16 protein-coding genes are annotated in these 18,190 nt (G+C 71.5%); 6 read left to right on the top strand and 10 right to left on the bottom strand.

Features of this window, described 5'->3' with window-relative positions; genetic code table 11:
- Positions 1-19 precede the first annotated feature (19 nt).
- Positions 20-1,255: a cytochrome P450 gene (locus tag OHS58_RS21460; protein WP_328649599.1), complete on the bottom strand. Its 1,236-nt coding sequence runs from the start codon at positions 1,253-1,255 to the stop codon at positions 20-22.
- Between the two features lie 250 nt (positions 1,256-1,505).
- Here OHS58_RS21460 and OHS58_RS21455 point away from each other — a divergent pair, with 250 nt between their 5' ends.
- Both OHS58_RS21455 and OHS58_RS21450 read left to right on the top strand, forming a co-directional pair.
- Positions 1,506-2,279: an ABC transporter ATP-binding protein gene (locus OHS58_RS21455; RefSeq protein WP_247049358.1), complete on the top strand. Its 774-nt coding sequence runs from the start codon at positions 1,506-1,508 to the stop codon at positions 2,277-2,279.
- Entirely contained in the window at positions 2,264-4,228 is a 1,965-nt protein-coding gene (locus OHS58_RS21450) for a hypothetical protein (protein ID WP_328649598.1), read from the top strand. Before OHS58_RS21455 ends, OHS58_RS21450 begins: the two co-directional genes overlap by 16 nt.
- 60 nt (positions 4,229-4,288) lie before the next feature.
- Here OHS58_RS21450 and OHS58_RS21445 read toward each other — a convergent pair whose 3' ends face one another.
- The 3 genes from OHS58_RS21445 to OHS58_RS21435 are packed head-to-tail and all read right to left on the bottom strand — an operon-like array spanning position 4,289 to position 6,618.
- Positions 4,289-4,831 (bottom strand): DUF1707 SHOCT-like domain-containing protein, encoded by a 543-nt coding sequence (locus tag OHS58_RS21445; RefSeq protein WP_328649597.1) that lies wholly within the window; start codon positions 4,829-4,831, stop codon positions 4,289-4,291.
- Between the two features lie 9 nt (positions 4,832-4,840).
- A complete protein-coding gene (locus tag OHS58_RS21440) occupies positions 4,841-5,032 on the bottom strand; it encodes a hypothetical protein (RefSeq protein ID WP_328649596.1) in 192 nt (63 codons plus the stop codon).
- Positions 5,029-6,618, bottom strand: coding sequence for an acyl-CoA carboxylase subunit beta (locus tag OHS58_RS21435; protein WP_328649595.1), 1,590 nt, complete (start codon positions 6,616-6,618; stop codon positions 5,029-5,031). The genes OHS58_RS21440 and OHS58_RS21435 overlap by 4 nt, the downstream gene beginning before the upstream one ends.
- Positions 6,619-6,845: 227 nt before the next feature.
- Here OHS58_RS21435 and OHS58_RS21430 point away from each other — a divergent pair, with 227 nt between their 5' ends.
- The gene (locus tag OHS58_RS21430) at positions 6,846-7,607 is read left to right on the top strand and encodes a thioesterase II family protein (RefSeq protein ID WP_326948002.1); all 762 of its coding nucleotides are present in this window, start codon (positions 6,846-6,848) and stop codon (positions 7,605-7,607) included.
- 234 nt (positions 7,608-7,841) lie between these two features.
- Here the strand turns inward: OHS58_RS21430 and OHS58_RS21425 are convergent, their stop codons facing one another.
- Positions 7,842-8,627: a hypothetical protein gene (locus tag OHS58_RS21425; protein ID WP_328649594.1), complete on the bottom strand. Its 786-nt coding sequence runs from the start codon at positions 8,625-8,627 to the stop codon at positions 7,842-7,844.
- Positions 8,628-8,891: 264 nt separating this feature from the next.
- Here OHS58_RS21425 and OHS58_RS21420 point away from each other — a divergent pair, with 264 nt between their 5' ends.
- From OHS58_RS21420 to OHS58_RS21410, 3 genes are all read left to right on the top strand, one after another.
- Complete coding sequence (locus OHS58_RS21420) at positions 8,892-10,532, top strand: AMP-binding protein (protein ID WP_328649593.1); 1,641 nt, start codon at positions 8,892-8,894, stop codon at positions 10,530-10,532.
- Positions 10,533-10,534: 2 nt separating this feature from the next.
- Positions 10,535-11,494: a phosphotriesterase family protein gene (locus OHS58_RS21415; protein WP_328649592.1), complete on the top strand. Its 960-nt coding sequence runs from the start codon at positions 10,535-10,537 to the stop codon at positions 11,492-11,494.
- A 98-nt stretch (positions 11,495-11,592) separates the two neighbouring features.
- On the top strand, positions 11,593-12,216 hold the full coding sequence (locus OHS58_RS21410) for a TetR/AcrR family transcriptional regulator (RefSeq protein WP_326948006.1): 624 nt from the start codon (positions 11,593-11,595) through the stop codon (positions 12,214-12,216).
- 54 nt (positions 12,217-12,270) lie between these two features.
- On the opposite strand, the gene OHS58_RS21405 is transcribed toward OHS58_RS21410, so the two are convergent.
- The 5 genes from OHS58_RS21405 to OHS58_RS21385 all read right to left on the bottom strand — a co-directional run bounded on the left by OHS58_RS21405 (position 12,271) and on the right by OHS58_RS21385 (position 18,166).
- Positions 12,271-13,158: an alpha/beta fold hydrolase gene (locus tag OHS58_RS21405; protein ID WP_328649591.1), complete on the bottom strand. Its 888-nt coding sequence runs from the start codon at positions 13,156-13,158 to the stop codon at positions 12,271-12,273.
- Positions 13,159-13,639: 481 nt separating this feature from the next.
- Positions 13,640-14,743 carry an acyl-CoA dehydrogenase family protein gene (locus OHS58_RS21400; protein WP_328649590.1) on the bottom strand — a complete coding sequence of 368 codons (1,104 nt, stop codon included), beginning with the start codon at positions 14,741-14,743 and terminating at the stop codon, positions 13,640-13,642.
- Positions 14,740-15,924 (bottom strand): acyl-CoA dehydrogenase family protein, encoded by a 1,185-nt coding sequence (locus tag OHS58_RS21395; RefSeq protein ID WP_326954582.1) that lies wholly within the window; start codon positions 15,922-15,924, stop codon positions 14,740-14,742. Before OHS58_RS21395 ends, OHS58_RS21400 begins: the two co-directional genes overlap by 4 nt.
- Positions 15,921-17,144: an acyl-CoA dehydrogenase family protein gene (locus OHS58_RS21390; protein WP_326948011.1), complete on the bottom strand. Its 1,224-nt coding sequence runs from the start codon at positions 17,142-17,144 to the stop codon at positions 15,921-15,923. Before OHS58_RS21390 ends, OHS58_RS21395 begins: the two co-directional genes overlap by 4 nt.
- The gene (locus OHS58_RS21385; protein ID WP_328649589.1) at positions 17,144-18,166 is read right to left on the bottom strand and encodes a phosphotransferase family protein; all 1,023 of its coding nucleotides are present in this window, start codon (positions 18,164-18,166) and stop codon (positions 17,144-17,146) included. Before OHS58_RS21385 ends, OHS58_RS21390 begins: the two co-directional genes overlap by 1 nt.
- Positions 18,167-18,190: the final 24 nt, after the last annotated feature.

The following is an 18,190-nucleotide window of genomic DNA, read 5'->3' as shown; positions in this document are numbered from 1 at the left end:
TTCGCGTGAGAGGGAAAGCTCAGCCGGTCACCGGGAACGCGTGCAGGCCGCGGATGAACGGTGACGCGCGGCGCGTCACCTCGCCCGCCCGCTGCAGGTTCGGGAACCGCTCCAGCAGCACGCGGAAGGCGACGTCGCCCTCGAGGCGGGCCAGGGGGGCGCCGAGGCAGTAGTGGATGCCGCTGGAGAACGAGATGTGGTCCGGGCCCGACGGGCGTTGCAGGTCGAAGACGTCCGGGCGGTCGAAGGCGTCCGGGTCGCGGTTGCACGCTCCGGTCAGGATGGTCACCTGGCTGTCCACCGGGATCCGCTTGCCGGCCAGCTCGACCTCCTCGTGCGCGAACCGCGCCTGCATCAGCACCGAGGTGTCGTAGCGCAGCGCCTCCTCGACGGCCTTCGGCGCGAGGTCCGGGTCCGCGCGCAGCAGGTCCCACTGCCCGGGGTGCTCCAGGAGGGCGAGCGTGCCGTTGCCGATCAGGTTGACCGTGGTCTCGGTGCCCGCCAGCGACAGCATCCCGCACATCGCGACCAGCTCGGCCGCGGTCAGCTTGTCGCCGTCCACCGACTGCAGCAGCCGGCTGACCAGGTCCGGACCCGGCTCGGCGACGCGCAGCGCGAGCAGCTCGGTGAACAACGCGGTCATGCCGTCGACGGCGTCCTGCAGGCGCTTGGCCTCGGCCAGGGAGACGACGCCGTCGAGCACCAGGCTCAGCCCGGCGGCGAGCTCGTCGAACTCCGCCTGCCGCGATTCCGGAATTCCGAACAGCGTCGCGATCACCGCGCACGGAACGCGTTTGGCGTATTTCTCCATCAAGTCGAACGGCTTGCTCGAATCGACGGCGTCGAGCAGTTCCCGGCACGCCCGTTCGATATCCGGGCGCAGCGCCCCGATGGTCTTCGGGCTGAATGCCGGCATCGCGAGTTTGCGCAGCCGGGTGTGTTCCGGCGGGTCCATCGCGAGGAAGGAATTGTCGAACGTCGACGTGCCCTGCGGCCAGTAACCGCCGAGTGTCCGGCGGCCGAACCGGCGGTCGCGCAGCACGCTGTCGGCGATGTCGCGCCCGAGCACCGCGTAGATCCCGATCCGGCTCTTCTGCACCGGCCCGCGGGCCCGCATCTGCGCGTACACCGGGTACGGGTCCTCCGGGCCGAGCATCAGCGCGGCGATCCGGTCGCCCAGGGCGCCCAGCGAGGTGAGCCCGGCCCGCGCGGTGCGCAGCTGGGCCTCCAGTTCGCTGTCGGTCGATGTCGTCATCGGCTCTTCCCTCGGCTCGGAATTGCTTTTCGCTGCCCGGGGTGGTTAGTCTGATTCGGCCGGTTTGGTCGACTCGGCAGTCGGCTGCCACCGTAATTGCGCGACACGCCGATTCGTAACCCCTATGCCCACCCTTATCGCGGGACGCGAACTGTTCAGTTGTGCCGCGTTCTCTTTTCCCCGGCAGGCCGCTACGCTGTGCCCGGTAAAGCGCGGCCGGCGGGCCGCCCGAACCATGGGGATGATCCACGTGCCTACGATCGACGAAAGTGCACCCGCGCTCCGGCTCTCCGGGTTGCGCAAGAGATTCGGCCGGAAGGTCGCGGTGGACGGGGTCGACCTCGCCGTGCCGAAGGGTTCGTTCTACGGCCTGGTCGGGCCCAACGGGGCGGGCAAGACGACGTCGCTCTCGATGGCCGTGGGCCTGCTCCGCCCCGACGCCGGCGCGTCGCACATCTTCGGCGTCGACGTCTGGGCCGACCCGGTGCACGCCAAGGCCCTCGTCGGCGTGCTGCCCGACGGCATGTCCCTGCCCGAGCGCCTGACCGGCCGCGAACTGCTGACGTACCAGGGGCTGCTGCGCGGCCTGCCCGAGGCGCAGATCGACGAACGCGCGGGCGAGCTGCTCGAGGTCCTCGAGCTGACCGAGGCCAACCGCACCCTGGTGATCGACTACTCCACCGGCATGCGGAAGAAGATCGGGCTGGCGACGGCGTTGCTGCACGCGCCCAAGCTGCTGGTGCTGGACGAGCCGTTCGAAGCGGTCGACCCGGTCTCCGCGGCCACCATCCGCACGATCCTGCAGCGCTTCGTCGCCTCCGGCGGCTCGGTCGTGTTCTCCAGCCACGTGATGGCCCTGGTCGAGCAGCTCTGCGACCACGTCGCGGTGATCGCCCGCGGCCAGGTCGCCGCGGCCGGCCCGGTCGACGAGGTCCGTGCCGGGCGCGGCCTCGAAGACGTCTTCGTCGAGCTCGTCGGCGCCCGCACCGGGGGGATGGAGGGGCTGGCGTGGTTGGCGTCCTGATCCGGATGAAGCTGGCGGTGCTGCGCCGCTCCATGAGCGGGCAGCGCGCGGCCAGCATGCTCGCGGGCGGGTCGATCGGCCTGGTCCTCGCGATCGGCACGCTCGTGGTCGGGTTCTCGCACTTCGGCTCGCCCGAAACCGCCGTCGCGGTGCTGTCGCTGCTGCTCATGGTGTGGACGCTGGGCTGGCTGTTCGGCCCGATGCTCACCGGCGGCGACGCGGTGCTGCGGCTGGAGTACTTCACCCTGCTGCCGATCCGCCCGCGCACCCTGGCCATCGGCATGGTCGGCGCCGGGTTCGTCGGCATCACGCCGGTGGTCGCGCTGGTCGCGTTCGCCGTGCTGCTCGTCTACGGCGCCCACCTCGGCCTGGCCGCCGCGCTCGTCGCGATCCCGGCCGTGCTGCTGCAGCTGTGGTTCGTCGTCGTGCTGTCGAAGGTCGGCATGCAGGCGCTGGGCCGGCTCGTCCGGTCGCGGTTCGGCTGGGAGCTGTCGTCGCTGGTCGTCGGCTTCGTGCTGGGCCTGCAGAACACCGGCTGGATGGACATCGGCCTGGCGATCCGCACGTTCAGCGGCGGCTGGGCCGACGGCGGCGGCATCGTCCTGCGGATCCTCCCGTCGAGCTGGGCGGTCGTCGCGGTGGACGCGGCGGGCAAGGGCAACTGGGGCGTCGTCGCGCTCTCGCTGGGCGGCCTCGCCGTCCTGGGCGTGGTGCTGTTCTTCGTGTTCTCGGCGCTGCTTTCGCGCCAGCTCGTCCGGGGCCTCTCCGACGGCGGCACGACGCAGACCGGCGGCGACAGCCTGGCCACCAAGCGGATCCTGCCCGGCGGGCCGTTCGGCGGCGTGCTGGGCAAGGAACTGCGGCTGTGGGTCCGCGACCTGCGCCGCGCCCGGTTCCTGAGCATCGCGCTGTGGGCGGGCCTGTTCAGCGGGCTGTTCCCGCTGCTCGACGGCAACACCGTGCTGCTGCCCTTCGCGGGCGTGATCACCGCGCTGTTCGCCGGCGCGCTGTCGGCGAACGTCTACGGCCTCGACGCGGGCGCGTTGTGGCTGACGCTGGTCGCCCCGGCGGCCGAACGCGTCGACGTCCGCGCCCGGCAGGTCGCGTGGCTGCTGCTGGTCGCGGTCCCGGTGCTCGTGCTGACCGCGCTGCTGACGCTGGTCAGCGGGCAGGGCTGGGCGTGGCCGTGGGTGCTGGCCGTGCTGCCGGCGATGCTCGGCGGGGCGGCGGGCCTGGTGCCGCTGGTCTCGCTGGTCGGCGTCGCGCCGTTCCAGGACCGCCCCGGCGGCAACCCGATGGACGGCTTCACCGACGAAAGCGGCGACCAGGTCCGGCTGAAGATCTTCGGCATGCTGTTCGGCCAGATCCTGTTGGCCGTGCCGGCCGCGGTCGTCGTGCTGATCGGGTTCCGCACCGGCAGCACGCTGCTGGGCTGGGCGGGCGTCGCGGCCGGGCTGCTCACCGGCGCGTTCTACTACTGGCTGTTCGGCCGGCTCGCCTACCGCCGGCTGGAGAAGGCGGGCCCGGAGATCCTCGACCTGATGCGCAAGGGCGTCCGGACCGAGGTCAAGGCCTCCGCCGACGAGCCGGCGGAGGGCGAGGAAGAGGAGCCGGCGAAGAAGGACGACCTCAGCGGTCCGCAGAACGCCGCGGTCGCGCTGTTCGTCCTGCTCGGCGTCCTGCTGGTGATCCCGCAGGGATTCGTGTCGCTGGGCCTGAGCCTGTTCGGCGCGACCCTGCCGGGCTGGTTCCTCGTCGCCCACGTCGCGCCCGGGCTGCGGGTGCTGGTGGCCATCGGCTCGATCGTGCTCGGCGCGTGCTCCTTCAGCATGGTCGTGCTGATGCACCGCGTCGCCAAGCGCAAGGCCGAAGCCTTGGCGGCGGCGGAGGAAACCGAAGTGCCGGAAGAGGAAAAGGAGAACGGCCGCGAGCACGCGGCGGCCCGCTGACCGCAGTGCGAAAGGCCCGGCTCACTCGGTGAGCCGGGCCTTTTCGCGGGTGCGGGACGTTCAGCGGGGGTGGCGGAAGCGGATGTTGCCCGCGGTCACCTTGCAGTGCGCGCGCAGCACCGGCAGGCCGGGCTCGGGTGGCGCGGTGACCTTGTTCGTGATGTCGCCGGCGCCGGTCGCCATGGCCTCGAACAGCAGGGTCCAGCCGCGCGGGACGATGACGAGGATGGTGCCCCAGCCGCAGTCCAGGTTGAGCGTGACTTCCCGGTGCGGGCACGTCGCTTCGCTGAAGTCGATCCGGACGTCGCCGGAGGAGCACTTGGCGTCGATGCGGCTCGGCACGTCCCACGGGCCGGTGCGCTTGACGTCGCCCATGCCCGCCTTCAGCACCAGCGGCGGTGTCTCGATCGCGGCGAGCGTGCCGGACGGCAGGTCGGCGAGCAACGGAGCCAGGTCGCCGCGGGTGCGCGCGGCCGCCGCCGCGGCCGAGCGCTGGGCGAACTCCTCGAGTTCCAGCATGCCTTGGCCGAGCGCGTCCTGCAGCAGCCGCGCGGCGCGTTCTCTGTCCAGATTGGACACACGGAGGGTGTCTTGGTCGCTCATGTTTCCACGCTAACCAGCGGGAAAGCCCGGCGGCACCCCTACTTCCCGGGGACGGCTCATCCACGAGCCGGGCGGGGTGTAGCCCGTGGCGCGCAGCCACGGCGCGGCGGTGGGCGGCCGGTCCCGCTTCGGACCTCTCGCACTGCCCAGCGCGCCGAGGACGGCGAGTATCACGGCCAGGTCGTCGTCCGGGCCGCTCATACCGGCGGGTTCCCGTGCTTGCGCGCGGGCGGCGCGGCGTACTTCGTCCGCAGCACGGCGAGCGCCTCGATGACGACCGGCCGGGTCCGGGCCGGGTCGATCACGTCGTCCACCAGGCCGCGCTCGGCGGCGTGGTAGGGGTGCGCCAGCTCGGTCCGGTACTCCTGGATCCGCCGGCGGCGCGCCTCTTCCGGGTCGTCGGCCGCGGCGATCTTGCGCCGGAACACGACGTCGACGGCGTCCTCGGCGCCCATCACCGCGATTTCGTTGGTGGGCCAGGCGAAGGACAGGTCGCAGCCGATCGAGCGGGAGTCCATCACGAGGTACGCGCTGCCGTAGGCCTTGCGCAGGACGACCTGCACGCGCGGCACGGTCGCGTTGCAGTAGGCGTAAAGCAGCTTCGCGCTGTGCCGGATGATCCCGCCGTGTTCCTGGTCGCTGCCGGGCCGGAACCCCGGGACGTCGACGAGCGTGACGAGCGGGATGCTGAAGGCGTCGCAGGTCTGGACGAACCGCGCCGCCTTCTCCGACGCGGGGATGTCCAGCACCCCGCCGCCGGCCGACGGCTGGTTCGCCACGATCCCGACGACTTCGCCGCCGAGCCGCGCGAGCCCGCACAGGACGTTCGGCGCCCAGCTCGCGTGCACCTCGAAGAAGTGGCCGTAGTCGGCGATCTCCGCGATGACCTCGCGCATGTCGTAGCCGCGGTCCGCGTCGACCGGCACCAGCTCCAGCAGCGCCGGGTTCGGCCGGTCCACCGGTTCGCCGGGCGGCAGCGACGGCGGCAGCTCACGATTGTTCGCCGGCAGCATCGAGATCAGGTGCCGGACCTCTTCGAGGCACTCTTCCTCGGTGTCGTAGACGAAGCCGGCCGCGCCGGACACCCCGGCGTGCACGTCCGCGCCGCCGAGCTGCTCGTGGGTGATGTCCTCGCCGGTGATCGAGCGGACGACGTCCGGGCCGGCGAGGTACATGTGCGCGATGTCGCGGACCATGAACACGAAGTCGGTCAGCGCGGGGGAGTGGGCCGCGCCGCCGGCGCACGGGCCGAGAAGCACGCTGATCTGCGGGATCACCCCGGACGCCTTGACGGTGCGCCGGAAGATCCCGCCGTACCCGGCGAGCGCGGTGACGCCCTCCTGGATCCGCGCGCCCGCACCGTCCGAAAGGGACACCAGCGGCGCGCCGGCGGACTCGGCGAGGTCCATCAGCTTGTGGATCTTCGCCGCGTGCGCTTCGCCGAGCGAGCCGCCGAAGATCCGGAAGTCGTGCGCGTAGACGAAAACGCGCCGTCCGAAGACCTGGCCCCAGCCGGTGACCACGCCGTCGGAGCAGGGCCGCCGGTCCTCGAGGCCGAACCCGGTGGCGCGGTGCCGCCGCAGCTGGTCGATCTCGTGGAACGTGCCCTCGTCGAAGAGCAGGTCGATCCGTTCCCGGACGGTGAGCTTGCCCTTGGCGTGCTGCCGCTCGGTCGCGCGCCGGGACGGCGACACGGCGTGCGCCCGCAGCTCGGCCAGTTCGGCGACCTTGGCCTCGATGTCGAGAGCCGGCAGGTCGCCGACGACGAGATCTTCGGTGGCGGTCATGACTCACCCCAACGTGTTTCTTTCGGCGGTTCCCCTCGCGGCCGGATGCCGGTAAGTCATTGAAACCGGCCGGCACCGTCCGGACCAGCACGTCGGCCCCCTGTCTGCCGCCCCCGGCCCCCAGCACCCCCTCATCCGGAACCTAGGGGTCGACCCGCGCGCGGGTGTTTGACAGATTCGGCGGGGTAAGCGCGCGACAGCACAGCCGACACGCGGAAGGCCCGGCCATGACCCTCTCCCTGGACAGCCAGCTCTGGATCCGGCGGTTCCACCCGGCCCCGGCCGCGACGGCCCGGCTGGTCTGCTTCCCGCACGCCGGTGGTTCCGCGAGCTACTTCCACCCCGTGTCGGCGGCGCTTTCGCCGGCGGTGGAGGTCCTCGCCGTCCAGTACCCGGGCCGTCAGGACCGCCGCACCGATCCGCTGGTGGACGACCTGTTCGTGCTCGCCGACCAGCTGGCGGAAATCCTCGCCGCCGAGCCGGGCCCGCTGGCGTTCTTCGGCCACAGCATGGGCGCCAGCCTCGCCTTCGAGGTCGCGCGCCGGCTGGAACCGCGCGGCACCGAGCTGCTGGGCCTGTTCGTCTCCGGCCGCCGGGCGCCCTCGGCGTTCCGCGACGAGCGCTACCACCGCGAGAGCGACGACGGCCTGCTCGCCGAGGTCAAGCGCCTGAGCGGCACGGACGCGAAGGTCCTGGAGGACGACGAGATCATCCGCATGGTCCTGCCGGCGCTGCGCAACGACTACAAGGCCGCCGAGACCTACCGCTACCGCCCCGGCCCCGACGTCAGCTGCCCGGTGCTGGCCCTGATCGGCGACCACGACCCCAAGGTGACCGCCGACGAGGCCCGGCAGTGGGCCACGCACACGTCCGGCGCGTTCGAGCTGCGCACCTACCCGGGCGCCCACTTCTACCTGAACGAACACCACGCGGCCGTCAACAGCCTGATCGCCGCCCGGCTCTCCGCGGCTGCTTCGTCGCGCGGCTAGGGGGAAGGCCGGGCCGCTCCCGCGGCGGGCGCCCGCCGGCCTTCGACTCGGTCGGCTACTGCGGTCGCAACGTGGTCGAACGCCGCTTCACCCTGCCCGAGCAGTGACGCGGGCCGGACAAGCCGGCCATCGTCCACCGAGCAGCGGTCGTCCGAACGCCGTGATCACCTGGACCAAAGGCATGGTCGGACATGTCCTGGCGGCCGACGCACGGGGTGCGCCGGCCGCGGGACCTCACAAGCTGCAGGGCGCGAGCGCGTCGAGGCCTTGGGGCTTGTCCGCGTTGCGGCCGATCGCGGTGGCGATCCGGTTGATCGTGGCGACGCGCTTGTCCTCGAGCGGGCCGAGGATGGCGTTCTGGACGAAGTTCGCGCCACCCTCGCCCGCGCTGGTGACCAGGCGGTTGTTCGCTTCGGCGAGCTGCGTGTCGAGCAGGGCGAGGTTGCGCTGGACCTCGGCCTGGGCTTGGGCGGGGATCGCCGGGAGCCGGCTCTCGACGTCCGGGCAGGTGATCTGGCCGCCCTGGGCGGGTTCCGCGGCGCTCGGTTCGGTGGACGCCGGTGCGGCCGCGGACGTGGTGGCGGCCGGCTGCCCGCCGAGGGTGCAGGCCGCGAGCGCGTCGAGGCCCTGGGGTTTCGCCGTGACGCGGCCGATGGCGATCGCGATGCGGTCGATGGTGCTGGCGCGTTTGTCCTTCAGCGGGCCGAGGATGGCGTTCTGGACGAAGTTCGCGCCGCCTTGGCCGGCGCTGGTGACCAGGCGGTTGTTGGCCTCGGCGAGCTGCGTGTCGAGCAGGGCGAGGTTGCGCTGGACCTCGGCCTGGGCTTGAGCGGGGATCGCGGGCAGCTGCCCGGCGACGTCGGGGCAGCTGATCTGCTCAGACGTCGCCGCGCTGGCCTGGCCCGTCTGGCCGGTCGTCGTCGCGATCACCAGGGCGCCGGCGGCGAGCGCGAGGCCCAGGGCCGCCGTGGCGAGTTTCGTCCGCCGGGAAATGCGGTGTCTTTCACCGGTATCAGGCATGAATGGCTCCCATGTTCCGTACTCGTTAGCGTGAACATATGCGCGGCCAGGCGCTATCTTGACGTCTCGACCAGGGGATTGTCCAGCCTGATCGGCCGGAAAAAGATAATCTGAACCAGGTCGAACCGGCGGCCGTATTCTCCGGTGAAGCACCCGGTCTGCGTATTCCGGAAAACGTCGGAAGCCGGCCGGGTCTTGACGAGGACCGGCACTGCCTCCTAGCGTCGCCATACCGACCGGTCGGTGTCCAAGGGAGGTCACTGGATGAGCTGGTACGACGAGAAACCGTGGCTGACGAGCTACGGCGAACGGCCCCTGGAACCGGTCGTGGCGACCACGCTGCCCGAGACCTTCCGCCGGGCCGCGGACCACGTGCCCGACCGGGACGCCGTCGTCTACTTCGACGGCCGGCTCACCTACCGGCAGCTCGACGACCTCTCCGACGGCGTCGCCCGCTACCTCACGCACCACGGCTTCGAGCGCGGCGACCGGCTCGCCCTGGTGCTGCAGAACATCCCGCAGTTCGTCATCGCGCTGCTCGGCGCGTGGAAGGCCGGCGGGATCGTCGTGCCGGTCAACCCGATGTACCGCGAGCGCGAGCTCACCCACGTGCTCACCGACGCCGGCGTCAAGGCGATCGTCTGCTCGCAGCGCGGCTGGAACGCCTACATCGGCGAGACGGCCAAGGAACTGCCCATCGCGCTCACCACCAGCGAACTGGAGTTCCAGACCCGCGACGACGAGCGCGTGCTGGGCAAGGTCGTCCGCGAGGCGACCCCGGGCGCCGTCGAACTCCTCGAAGCCGCCGGGACTCCAGGGCCGAAGCCGCCGGAGCCCGCGTTCGCGCTCGACGACGTCGCCCTCATCAGCTACACCTCCGGCACCAGCGGGACGCCGAAGGGCGCCACCAACACCCACGGCAACCTCGGCACGAACGCCGCCGCGCTCGGCTCCTTCAGCGGCCTGCCCGCCGGCACGACGCTGTTCGGGCTCGCGCCGCTGTTCCACATCACCGGCATGGTCTGCGAAGTCGGCTCCGCGATCGACATCGAGGGCACGCTCTCGCTCGCCTACCGCTTCGAAGCCGGCGTCGTTCTCGACGCCTTCCTCGAGCACGAGCCGTCGTACACCGTCGGGCCGTCGACGGCCTACATGGCGCTCATGGCCCACCCGTCCTTCAGCCGCGAGCACTTCGCGTCGTTCGCGCTGCTCTACTCCGGCGGCGCCGCGCTGCCGCCCGCCGTCGTCGAGGCGTTCCGCGCGAAGACCGGGCACTACATCCACAACGGCTACGGCCTCACCGAGACGACCGCCGGCTGCGTCGTCGTCCCTGGTGACCTCGAAGCGCCGATCGACCCGGCGTCCGGCACCATCTCGATCGGCCTGCCGGTGCCCGACACGATCGTCCGCATCCTCGGCGAGCACGGCGAAGAGCTGCCGTTCGGGCAGGCCGGCGAGATCGCCGTCGAAGGCCCGATGGTCGTGTCCGGCTACTGGAACCGCCCGGACGCCACGGCCGAGTCGATTCCCGGCGGGCGGCTGCTCACCGGCGACATCGGGTTCATGGACGAACGCGGCTGGGTCTACGTCGTGGACCGCAAGAAGGACATGATCAACGCGTCCGGTTTCAAGGTCTGGCCGCGCGAGGTCGAAGACGTCCTCTACACGCACCCGGCGGTCCGCGAGGCCGCCGTGGTCGGCATCGCCGACGACTACCGCGGCGAGACGGTCAAGGCGTACATCAGCCCGGCACCCGGCGTGACCGCCGATCCGGCGGAGCTGGTGGCCTGGTGCAAGGAACGGCTGGCGGCCTACAAGTATCCGCGCACCATCGTGGTGCTCGACGAGCTGCCGAAGACCACCAGCGGCAAGATCCTGCGCCGCGAACTGCGGGCGAGGGGGTAGCGGTGGTCGAGACCGTCCGCGGCGGGATCGCGCCGGAAGCGCTGGGCCGGGTGCTGATGCACGAACACCTCTTCGTGCTCAGCCCCGAGTTCGTCGACAACTACCCCGAGCACGAGGGGTTCCAGGAGGGCAAGCACGTCCCCGAGGCGATCCGGCGGCTCAAGGAGCTGAAGGACGCCGGGATCGACACGATCGTCGACCCGACGGTGATCGGCCTCGGCCGCTACATCCCGCGCGTGCAGCGGGTCGCCGCCGAGGTGGACGTCAACATCGTCGTCGCCACCGGGCTCTACACCTACAACGACGTGCCGCACTACCTGCACTTCCGCGGGCCCGGCACGATGCTGCAGGGCGAAGACCCGCTGGTCGGGATGTTCGTCGGGGACATCCGCGACGGCATCGCCGGCACCGGCGTCAAGGCCGGGCTGCTCAAGTGCGCCACCGACGAGCCCGGCGTGACCCCGGGCGTCGAACGCGTGCTGCGCGCGGTGGCGAAGGCGCACCTCGTAACCGGGGCGCCGATCATGACGCACACCCACGCCGTCAGCCGGCGCGGGCTGGAGCAGCAGGCGATCTTCGCCGACGAGGGCGTCGACCTGAGCCGCGTGCTGATCGGGCACTCGGGCGACTCCACCGACCTCGGGTACCTGACCGAGCTGGCCGACCGCGGCTCGATCCTCGGCATGGACCGCTTCGGCCTCGACCTGCTGCTGCCGTTCGAGGAGCGGGTGAACACGGTCGCGGCGATGTGCGAGCGCGGGTACGCGGGCAGCATGGTGCTCTCGCACGACGCGTCCTGCTACATCGACTGGCTGCCCGAGGACCAGCTGCCGGTGCTGACGCCGAACTGGCACTACCTCCACATCACCCGTGACGTGCTGCCCGCGCTGCGCGAACGCGGGGTGGGTGAAGCCGACATCACGACGATGCTCGTGGACGTACCGAGGCGGTTCCTCGGGTGAGCGATATCCTGTGCGTCCGATCCAGAGTGGGACCGTGGCGCGAAGCGCCTCCGTTGAGGGTGGTGGCGGGGGCATGGATGGAGGAGGGGGGACTTGCCGTGACGCGAGCAAGCGCCCGCAAACCGGGCGAGGCGGCCGGCGACGAGCAGGCCGCCGTGCCGCGGCGCCTGCTGGAGCAGGCCACGAAGCTCTTCGCGAAGAAGGGCTTCGACCGTACGTCCGTCCAGGAGATCGTCGAGGCCGCGGGCGTCACCAAGGGCGCGATGTACCACTACTTCGGCTCGAAGGACGACCTGCTCTACGAGATCTACGCCCGGGTGCTGCGCGAGCAGACGCGGCAGCTGGAGAGCGTCGCCTCGTCGGGCGCGCCGCTGCGCGAGCGGCTGGCCGCGGCCGCGTCGGACGTCGTCGTGTCCAGCATCGACAACCTGGACGACAACACGATCTTCCTGCAGTCGATGCACCAGCTGTCCCCGGACAAGCAGAAGGCGGTGCGCGCCGAGCGCCGCAAGTACCACGAGCGCTTCCGCGGCCTGGTCGAAGAGGGCCAGGCGTCGGGGGAGTTCCGCACGGACAAGCCGGCCGACGTCGTCGTCGACTTCTTCTTCGGCTCGGTGCACCACCTCGGCTCCTGGTACCACCGCAGCGGCTCCCTGACGGCCCGCCAGATCGGCGACCACTACGCGGACCTGCTGCTGGACGCCCTGCGTCCACCTGGTTGATCGCCGGCTACCGGACCGGGCCGGGCCCTACCAGCAGCTCGTCGCCAAGACGGGCTAGTGCCGGCCCACGTGGTCCAGCAGCAGGGCGATCACTTCGTCCGCCGTCTCCGAGGCCAGGAGCTGGCCGGCGCCCTCGATGATCTGGAAGCGGTATTCGGCGTCGATGTGGTGCACCGTCAGCTCGGCGGCGCCGCGGCCGAGCCAGGGGTCCTCGCTGCCCCAGATGTAGAGCGTCGGCACGGTGATCCGGCCCGCCGGGATGTCGAACGCGTCGGTCGTCGCGCCGCGGTACCAGTTCAGCGTCGCGGTCAGGGCGCCCGGTTCGGAAAGGCGCGCGATGTTGCGTTCGACGAATTCGACGGGAATGCGGTTGTCGTAAACCGCGCGTAACCGCATGGCCCCGTCGCGTAGGAGGTATTTCTCGGCTTTGCCGACACCGCGGCGGAAGAACCGGATGTAACCGAGGTCGTGGAACTGCCCGTCGTCGGTCGCGGCCGCGTGCTGCAGCGCCGACGGGTGCGGCGTGGAGAGCACGGCCAGGGACCGCAGCCGGTGCGGGTGGGTCGTCGCGAGCGTCCACGCGACCATGGCGCCCCAGTCGCGGGCGATGAGGTGGAACCGGTCGGCGCCCTGGCTGTCGGCGAACGCGAGGGCGTCGCTGACCAGCTGCTCGATGGTGTAGGCCGCGACGTCGTCCGGGCGCGCGCCCGCGGCGTAGCCCCGCTGGTCGACGGCCACCGCGCGGTAGCCGGCCTCGCCGAGGGCGTGCAGCTGCTCGGTCCAGGCGTCGGCGAATTCGGGCCAGCCGTGCAGCAACAGGACGAATTCGCCCGACGCGGGCCCGGCCGCGAGCGCGCTGTGGTGATGGTCGCCGACGGCGATGTCCAGTTCTTCGAGCGTGCCGGGCGGCCCGGCTTCCGTCGGCGCGACGGCGAATTCCATGGCGCCAGGCTAGATCGCATCCACCGGGTCGAGCCATGGGAAGAAGGGCACTTTTGCCACCCTTTTGCCCTCGCAGTGGCCTGGCTCACACAATTCCCGCTCATCTGAGCGAAAAGCCGAAAGCATATGAATACTATTCACAATTCGGCCGCCGCAGACCCCTTGCCGCGCGAACCCCTGCCGCGCGAACGCCGGGCAGGTTGCCGGGTCTGCCGCGGCTGGTCGTGAGTGTTTAGGAGGGTTAGAACCCTCCTAAACACTCACGACCGGTACGGCTGGGGCACGTGTGACAGCTGGTGCAGGACTCGCCGCCAGCGCGCGCAGCGCGCGCTGCCGCGCCGCCGGTGCGCGCTGCCGCGCCGCCGGTGCGCGCCGCCGGCGCGACAGGCGCCCGCCCGGGCTGGAGCAGCGCAAGTCTGTGAAGGGCTCCTTGCGGGACTCAGGGTCCCGCAAGGAGCCCTTCACAGACCAGGGGAGTGCCTCAGGCGGGCAGGTCGACCAGGTCGGCCAGGCGGGCACGGTGGCGGCCCGGGGTGCCGAGCGCGAGCTCGTCGGCCTTGGCGCGCTTGAGGTAGAGGTGCGCCGGGTGCTCCCAGGTCATCCCGATCCCGCCGTGCAGCTGGATCGCCTCTTCGGTGGCCTTGACCGCGATCGGCGCGTTGCGGGCCTGGGCGACCGACACCGCGATCGGCACGTCGACGCCCGAGGCCAGCGCGTCCGCCGCGTTGCGCGCGGTCGCGCGGGCCAGCACCAGGTCGGTGTAGAGGTTCGCCAGCCGGTGCTTGAGCGACTGGAACCCGCCGACCGGGCGGCCGAACTGGTACCGGCCCTTGAGGTAGCGCACGGTCTCGGTGAGCGCCCACTCGGCGATCCCGGTCTGCTCCGAGGCCAGGATGCCCGCGCCGGCGAGCAACGCCTGCTCCAGCGCGCCCGCCGCCTGCTCGCCCGAGGCCACCAGGACCGCCGGCGCGTTCGCCAGCACGACGTCGGCCACCCGCCGCGTCAGGTCGAAGGAGACCAGCTCGGTGACCGCCGCCGCCGACGCCTCGACGACGTACAGCGCGGGCCCGTCCGGGCCGGCGGCCGGGACGACCAGCAGGTCCGCCACCGACGCGTCGGCGACCGTGCCCACCCGGCCGGTCAACGTCCCGTCGGCCGCGGTCACCGACGACGGGAAACCCGCCCCCGGCGTCGTCGACAGCGGCACGGCCAGCGCGCCGATCGCCTCGCCCGCCGCCAGCCGGCCGACGAACTCGCCGTCGTCGGTGTGCAGCAACGCCGTCGTCGCCAGCACGACGCTGCCGAGGAACGGCACCGGCGCCACGCTGCGGCCCAGCTCCTCGGCCACGACGGCGACCTCGCGGGCCGACGCGCCGTGCCCGCCGCGCTCCTCCGGCACCGCCAGCCCGGCGACGCCGAGGTCGGCGGCCAGGGTGCGCCACAGCTTCAGGTCGTAACCCTCGGCCGTCTCGACCCGCGCCAGCAACGTGGCCGCGTCGGCCTTGGCCTTGAGCAGGTCGCGCACCGAAGCCCGGAGGTCCTCCTCGACCTCCGAATACAGCAGATCAGGCTGTGTCTGACTCATCGGGGGAGGTCCTTCCAGGCGACGTCCTTGTCGACGCGCGGCTCCGACGGGAGACCCAGCACGCGCTCGGCGATGATGTTGCGCAGGACCTCCGAGGTGCCGCCCTCGATGGAGTTCCCCTTGGCGCGCAGGTAGCGGTAACCCGCCTCGCGGCCGGTGAAGTCGACGATCGCCGGGCGCCGGAACGACCAGTCGTCGTAGGCCAGGCCCTCTTCGCCGAGCAGTTCGACCTCCAGGCCGGTGAGCGCCTGGTTCAGCTCCGAGAACGCGACCTTCATGGCCGAGCCCTCCGGGCCGGGCGCGCCGGCGGTGAGCTGCTGACGCAGCCGGGTGCCGGCCAGCCGCAGCGACTCCGCCTCGACCCAGCGCTGCACGAGCCGGTCACGCAGCTCCGGCGTGCGCAGCTCGGGACGTTCGCGCCAGGTCTTGGCGACGATCCCGACCAGCCCGCCCTCGCGCGGCTGCACGTGCCCGCCGATCGCGACGCGCTCGTTCATCAGCGTGGTCTGCGCGACCTTCCAGCCCTCGCCGACGGCGCCGAGCCGCTGCGTGTCCGGGATCCGGACCTCGGTCAGGAAGACCTCGTTGAACTCGGCCTCGCCGGTGATCTGGCGCAGCGGCCGGACCTCGACGCCCGGCGCCTTCATGTCGCACATGAAGTACGTCATGCCCTGGTGCTTCGGCACGTCCGGGTCGGTGCGGGTGACCAGGATCGCCCACTGCGACTCGTGCGCGCCCGACGTCCACACCTTCTGGCCGGTGACGATCCAGTCGTCGCCGTCGCGCACCGCGCGGGTGCCCAGCGCGGCCAGGTCGGAGCCGGCGCCCGGCTCGCTGAACAGCTGGCACCACACCTCGTCGCCGGTCCACAGTGGACGCAGGAAGCGCTCGCGCTGCTCCGGCGTGCCGAAGGCGAGGATGGTCGGCGCGGCCATGCCGAGGCCGATGCCGATCCGGCGCGGGTTGTTGTCCGGCGCGCCGGCGTCGACGAAGAGACCGTCCACAACGGACTGCAGCGCGCGCGGCGCGTCCTGCCCGCCGAGCCCGGCGGGGAAGTGGATCCAGGCGAGACCCGCGTCGTAGCGGGCCCGCAGGAAGTCCATCCGGTCCGTGGTCTTCGGGTCGTGCGCGGCCAGGAACTCGGTGACCTGGCCGGTCAGTTCTTCGGCGGTGACAGTCACTTCGCGCCCTCCGACAGGTACTTCTTCAGCTCACGGCGGGCCAGGGACCGCTTGTGGACCTCGTCCGGCCCGTCGGCCAGGCGCAGCGTGCGGTTGCCCGCCCACATCGCGGCCAGCGGGAAGTCCTGGCTGACGCCCCCGGCGCCGTGCACCTGCACGGCCTTGTCCAGGATCCACTCCACGGCGGACGGCGTCGAGATCTTGATCGCCTGGATCTCGGTGTGCGCGCCCTGGTTGCCGACGGTGTCCATCAGCCACGCGGTCTTGAGCACCAGCAGCCGCTGCTGCTCGATCTTCACGCGCGACTCGGCGATCCAGTCCTGCACGACACCCTGCTGCGCGATCGGCTTGCCGAACGCCTCGCGCGAGATCGCGCGGCGGCACATCAGCTCCAGCGCGCGCTCGGCCATCCCGATGGCGCGCATGCAGTGGTGGATCCGGCCCGGCCCGAGCCGCGCCTGGGCGATGGCGAAGCCGTCACCCTCGCCGGCGATGAGGTTCTCGACCGGCACGCGGACGTCCTCGAAGAGCACCTCGGCGTGGCCGCCGTGGTCGCTGTCGTCGTAGCCGAAGACGTGCATGCCGCGCTTGACCGTCAGGCCCGGGGCGTCGCGGGGGACCAGGATCATGCTCTGCTGCTTGTGCGGCGCGGCTTCGGTGTCGGTCTTGCCCATCACGATGAAGATCTTGCAGGCCGGGTTCATCGCGCCGGAGATGTACCACTTGCGGCCGTTGACGACGTACTCGTCGCCGTCACGGCGGATGCTCGTCTCGATGTTGCGGGCGTCGGAGGAGGCGACGTCCGGCTCGGTCATCGCGAACGCGGAGCGGATCTCGCCGTTGAGCAGCGGTTCCAGCCACTGCTTCTTCTGGTCGTCGTTGCCGAACATGGCCAGGACTTCCATGTTCCCGGTGTCGGGCGCGGCGCAGTTGACCGCGGTCGGGGCCAGCCGGATGCTGCGGCCGGTGATCTCGGCGAGCGGCGCGTACTGCAGGTTCGTCAGGCCCGCGCCGTGGTCGCCGGGGAGGAAGAAGTTCCACAGCCCGCGCTTGCGCGCCTCGGCCTTGAGCTCCTCGACGACCGGCGGCATGGCCCACGGGTCGTCGCGCTCGGCCAGCTGCCGCTCGAACACGGCCTCGGCCGGGTAGACGTGGGAATCCATGAACTCGAGGAGCTTCGCGCGCAGCTCCTCGGTCTTGGCGTCGAACGCGAAGTCCATTACTTCTCCTCGTTGAGAATCTCGTTGCCGTGCGAGATGAGCAGCGGGACGCCGGAGCCGACGCCTTCGAAGCCCGCCCCGACCGTCTGGCCCTTTTGGTAGCGGTAGTAGATGCCTTCCAGGATCACGGCCAGCTTGAAGAAGGCGAAGCTGACGTACCAATCGAGCTGCGAGACGTCGCGCCCCGAGCGTTCGGCGTAGCGGGCGACGACCTCGTCGGTGCTCGGGTAGCCGGGCGCCGAGCTGGCGTTCGACACGAACTGCAGCGACACCTTGTCCCGCTCGGCGTAGGCCACCAGCAGCGCGAGGTCGGTCAGCGGGTCGCCCAGCGTCGACATCTCCCAGTCGAGCACGGCGGAGATCTTGTCGTCGCCGTCGACGAGGACGTTGTCGAGCCGGTAGTCGCCGTGGATGATCGACGGCTTCCCGGACACCGGCACGGCTTGGGCGAGCCGCTCGTGCAGCTCCTCGATGCCCGGCAGGTCGCGGCTGCGCGAGGCGTCGAGCTGCTTCTTCCACCGCCGCAGCTGCCGCTCCAGGAAGCCCTCGGGCCGGCCGAAGTCGCCCAGCCCGGCCGCGACCGGGTCCACCGCGTGCAGGTCGACGAGCGTGTCGACCAGCGCGTCGGCGATGGCCCGGGTCCGCCCGGCGCCGAGCGCGGCCAGCTCGTCGGCCGTCCGGTAGGGCGTGCCCTCGACGAAGCTCATGACGTAGAAGCTCGCCCCGATGACGTCGGGGTCCTCGCACAGCAGGAGCGCCTCGGGCACCGGGACGCGCGTGTCGCGCAGCCCGGAGATCACCCGGAACTCGCGGGTCATGTCGTGCGCCGTGGGCAGCACGTGCCCCAGCGGCGGGCGGCGCACCACCCAGCGCGACCGGCCGTCGCCCACCACGTAGGTGAGGTTCGACCGGCCGCCTTCGACGACGTCCGCGGTCAGCTCCCCGGCGACCAGCCCGGGCCGCTGCGCGTCCAGGTGGGCGCGCAGCCGGCCCAGGTCGAGACCCGGCGGATCGGTGCTCATCCAGCCTCCTCAAGCTTCTTTCCG

This window comes from Amycolatopsis sp. NBC_00348, from assembly GCF_036114655.1.
Lineage (GTDB): Bacteria > Actinomycetota > Actinomycetes > Mycobacteriales > Pseudonocardiaceae > Amycolatopsis.
This window is presented reverse-complemented; position numbering and strand designations above follow the sequence as displayed.